This is a genomic window from Streptomyces sp. CAI-85 (genome assembly GCF_013363615.1).
GTDB lineage: Bacteria > Actinomycetota > Actinomycetes > Streptomycetales > Streptomycetaceae > Streptomyces > Streptomyces antibioticus_B.
Genome location: NZ_JAANNX010000142.1, coordinates 1 through 3558, shown reverse-complemented (window position 1 = coordinate 3558; position 3558 = coordinate 1). Strand labels below are relative to the sequence as shown.

4 protein-coding genes are annotated in these 3558 nt (G+C 73.8%); 2 read left to right on the top strand and 2 right to left on the bottom strand.

The annotated features are described in order from the left end of the window. Window positions 1-702: aspartate-semialdehyde dehydrogenase (locus G6W55_RS37105; protein ID WP_175524998.1), on the top strand; the 702-nt coding region annotated here is incomplete at its 5' end. Window positions 703-731: 29 nt separating this feature from the next. Here G6W55_RS37105 and G6W55_RS37100 read toward each other — a convergent pair. Then, window positions 732-1211: a DUF1203 domain-containing protein gene (locus G6W55_RS37100; RefSeq protein ID WP_175524997.1), complete on the bottom strand. Its 480-nt coding sequence runs from the start codon at window positions 1209-1211 to the stop codon at window positions 732-734. After that, a complete protein-coding gene (locus tag G6W55_RS37095; protein WP_175524996.1) occupies window positions 1208-2470 on the bottom strand; it encodes an MFS transporter in 1263 nt (420 codons plus the stop codon). The genes G6W55_RS37100 and G6W55_RS37095 overlap by 4 nt, the downstream gene beginning before the upstream one ends. Before the next feature lie 138 nt (window positions 2471-2608). Here G6W55_RS37095 and G6W55_RS37090 point away from each other — a divergent pair. Continuing rightward, on the top strand, window positions 2609-3558 hold a 950-nt coding region (locus G6W55_RS37090; protein WP_309243888.1), incomplete at its 3' end, for a M1 family aminopeptidase.

Genomic DNA, 3558 nt, shown 5'->3' with positions numbered 1-3558 from the left:
AACCCGCACGCGATCGCGGACCGCCCCAAGGGCATCATCGCCAACCCGAACTGCACCACCATGGCCGCGATGCCGGTCCTCAGGCCGCTGCACGCCGAGGCGGGCCTGGAGGCGCTGGTCGTCGCCACCTACCAGGCGGTGTCCGGGTCCGGTGTGGCGGGCGTGGCGGAGCTGCACGGCCAGGCGCAGAAGGTGATCGCCGACGCGGACAAGCTGACGCACGACGGCACGGCGGCCGACTTCCCCGAGCCGCAGGTATACCGGCGTCCGATCGCCTTCAACGTGGTCCCGCTCGCGGGTTCGATCGTCGAGGACGGCCTCGACGAGACGGACGAGGAGCAGAAGCTGCGCAACGAGTCCCGCAAGATCCTGGAGATCCCGGGTCTGAAGGTCTCCGGCACCTGTGTGCGCGTCCCGGTCTTCTCCGGCCACTCCCTCCAGGTCAACGCCCGTTTCGCGCGCCCGCTGACGGCGGAGCGCGCCACCGAACTGCTGGCCGACGCCCCGGGTGTGGTCCTCACCGACATCCCGACCCCCCTCCAGGCCGCCGGCCAGGACCCCTCGTACGTGGGCCGTATCCGCCGCGACGAGACCGTGGAGCACGGCATCGCGCTGTTCATCTCCAACGACAACCTCCGCAAGGGCGCGGCGCTGAACGCGGTGCAGATCGCGGAGCTGGTGGCGCAGGAGCTGAAGGGCTAGTCCGCCCGCGCGACCTCGTAGCTGCGGGGCTAGTCCGCCCGCGCGACCTCGTAGAGGAAGCACCCGTACTCGACGGCCCTGACGTGGACGAACGCCACGTCGGGGCCGTCGAGCGCGTCCCGGACCCCGGCCGCGATGCCGCCGGGGCCGACCAGCGTGCCGCCGAGGATGCGCCCGTCGTGGGAGTACCGGCGCAGCACCCGGTGGGCGCCACCGAAGGGGTAGGGGTCGTCCGGGTCGCCGGGGCACTCGTCGGCGTGGAGGAAGACGGGGCCCTGTTCGTCGTAGGCGCCGGGGTCGGTGCCCGTCGCCTCGGCCCGGCGGCGCAGGGGCGCGTAGGTCACCAGGGCGATGCGTTCGCCGGGCGCGCTGCGGCGCAGGCAGCAGCGCAGGGGCGCCCCGCCCTCGCCGTCCACGAAGGGCTCGGCGGCGCGTCCGGCGTCGTCGGCGGCCAGCAGTTCCTTCCGTACGTCCGGGCGGACGGCCCGGACCACAGGGTTCTCGCTCATGTCCCCCAGCCTCCCGCCGTCCGGCCCGGCCCACCGGCGGATTCCGGACGCCGTGTCCGGCGGTCCCGGCGGCCGCCGCGGGGCACGGGGAGCACCCGCAGGACGGCCAGCAGCGCCAGCCCGGCGCCCAGCCACAGCACGCCCGTCGCCCCGGCCGTGTCGGCGGTGCGGCCGCCGGTGAAGGCGCCGAGCGCGATCGCGGTGTTGAAGACCGCGGCGATCAGCGCGGACACCGCTTCCGGGGCGCGCGGGGCGGCGGCCGTCAGCCAGGTCTGGGCGGAGACGGCGACCCCGCCGTAGGCGAACCCCCACAGGACGAGCAGCAGGGCCGACGCGCCGAGCGACTCGCCCGCCGGGACCAGCAGGGCGACGACCGCCGTCACACCCGCCGCGACCAGGCACACCGTCCGCCGGGGTCCGCGCGCGGCGGCCGGACCGGCGGCGAGGGTGCCGAGGACGCCCGCGACGCCGTAGCCGAGGAGCAGGGTGCCCGCCGCCCCGGCCCCCAGTCCCGGCACCCGCTCCAGGACGGGCCGTACGTACGTGTACGCGGCGAAGTGCCCGGTGACCAGCAAGCCCACCACGGCCAGCCCCCGCCGCACCCCGGGCAGCGCCGCCACCCGCCGCAACTCCCCTACACCCACCGTGCGTTCGGCGGGCAACGGGGGAAGCGCGAGGGCCAGAGCGGCGGCCACCGCGACGGCGAGGACCGCGAGCCCGGCGAAGGCCCACCGCCAGCCGGCCGTCGCGCCGAGGACCGTCCCGGCCGGCACCCCGAGCACGGAGGCCACGGCGATCCCGCTGAACACGACCGCCGTGGCCCGGCCGACCGAGGCCGCCGGCACCAGCCGGACCGCCAGTCCGGCCGCGACCGTCCACACCCCGCCGATGCACACCCCGACCAGCGCCCGCGCCACCAGCAGCGCGGCCATGCCCGGGGCGAGCGCGGACAGCAGGTCGGCGGCCGCGAGGAGCAGCGACAGACCGACCAGCACCCGGCGCCGGTCGGCCCGCCGGACGGCGGCCGGCAGCAGCGGGGCCGCGACGGCGGCGACCAGTCCGGGCAGGGTGAGCGCGAGTCCGGCCGTCCCGGCGGACACGCCCAGCCCGTCGCCGAGCGGGGTGAGCAGTCCGACGGGCAGCATCTCGGTGGTGACGACGGAGAAGGTGGCCCCGGCGAGCGCGAGCACGGCGGCCCAACGGCCGCCCGGCGGCGGGGAGATGTCCGGGGATACCCGGGCAGGTGTGGGGGAGGACATGCCTCCACCCTTCAGCTCCGGACGGGCGCTTCCCACCCCGTCCCGGAGAGCGGACACCGGCCCGCCGTAACGTCGTCGCCCCCGGCGGCCGACCCGTGGAAGGATGGCGCAACCCACACATAACGAGGAGATGACCGCGTGCCTGGCACAAACCTGACTCGCGAAGAGGCGCAGCAGCGGGCGTCGCTGCTCACCGTTGACTCGTACGAGATCGATCTCGACCTCTCCGGCGCGCAGGAGGGCGGTACCTACCGGTCCGTGACCACGGTGCGCTTCGACGTCGCCGAGGAGAACGCCGGGTCCTTCATCGACCTGGTGGCCCCGGCGGTCCACGAGGTGACGCTCAACGGCGACGCGCTCGACGCGGCCGAGGTGTTCAAGGACTCCCGGATCGCGCTGCCGGGCCTGCTGCACGGGCGCAACGTCCTGCGGGTCGTGGCCGACTGCGCGTACACCAACACCGGTGAGGGTCTGCACCGGTTCGTCGACCCGGTCGACGAACAGGCGTATCTGTACACGCAGTTCGAGGTGCCGGACGCCCGCCGGGTGTTCGCGTCCTTCGAACAGCCGGACCTCAAGGCCACCTTCCAGTTCACGGTGAAGGCGCCGTCCGGCTGGACCGTCATCTCCAACTCGCCGACGCCCGAACCCACCGACGACGTCTGGGTGTTCGAGCCGACGCCGCGGATCTCCACGTACATCACCGCGCTGATCGTCGGCCCGTACCACTCCGTGCACAGCGTGTACGAGAAGGACGGGCGGAGCGTGCCGCTCGGCATCTACTGCCGTCCCTCGCTCGCCGAGTTCCTCGACTCGGACGCGATCTTCGAGGTCACCCGGCAGGGCTTCGACTGGTTCCAGGAGAAGTTCGACTACGCGTACCCGTTCGAGAAGTACGACCAGCTCTTCGTGCCGGAGTTCAACGCGGGCGCGATGGAGAACGCGGGCGCGGTGACCATCCGCGACCAGTACGTGTTCCGGTCGAAGGTGACGGACGCGTCGTACGAGCTGCGCGCCGAGACCATCCTGCACGAGCTGGCCCACATGTGGTTCGGCGACCTGGTCACCATGGAGTGGTGGAACGACCT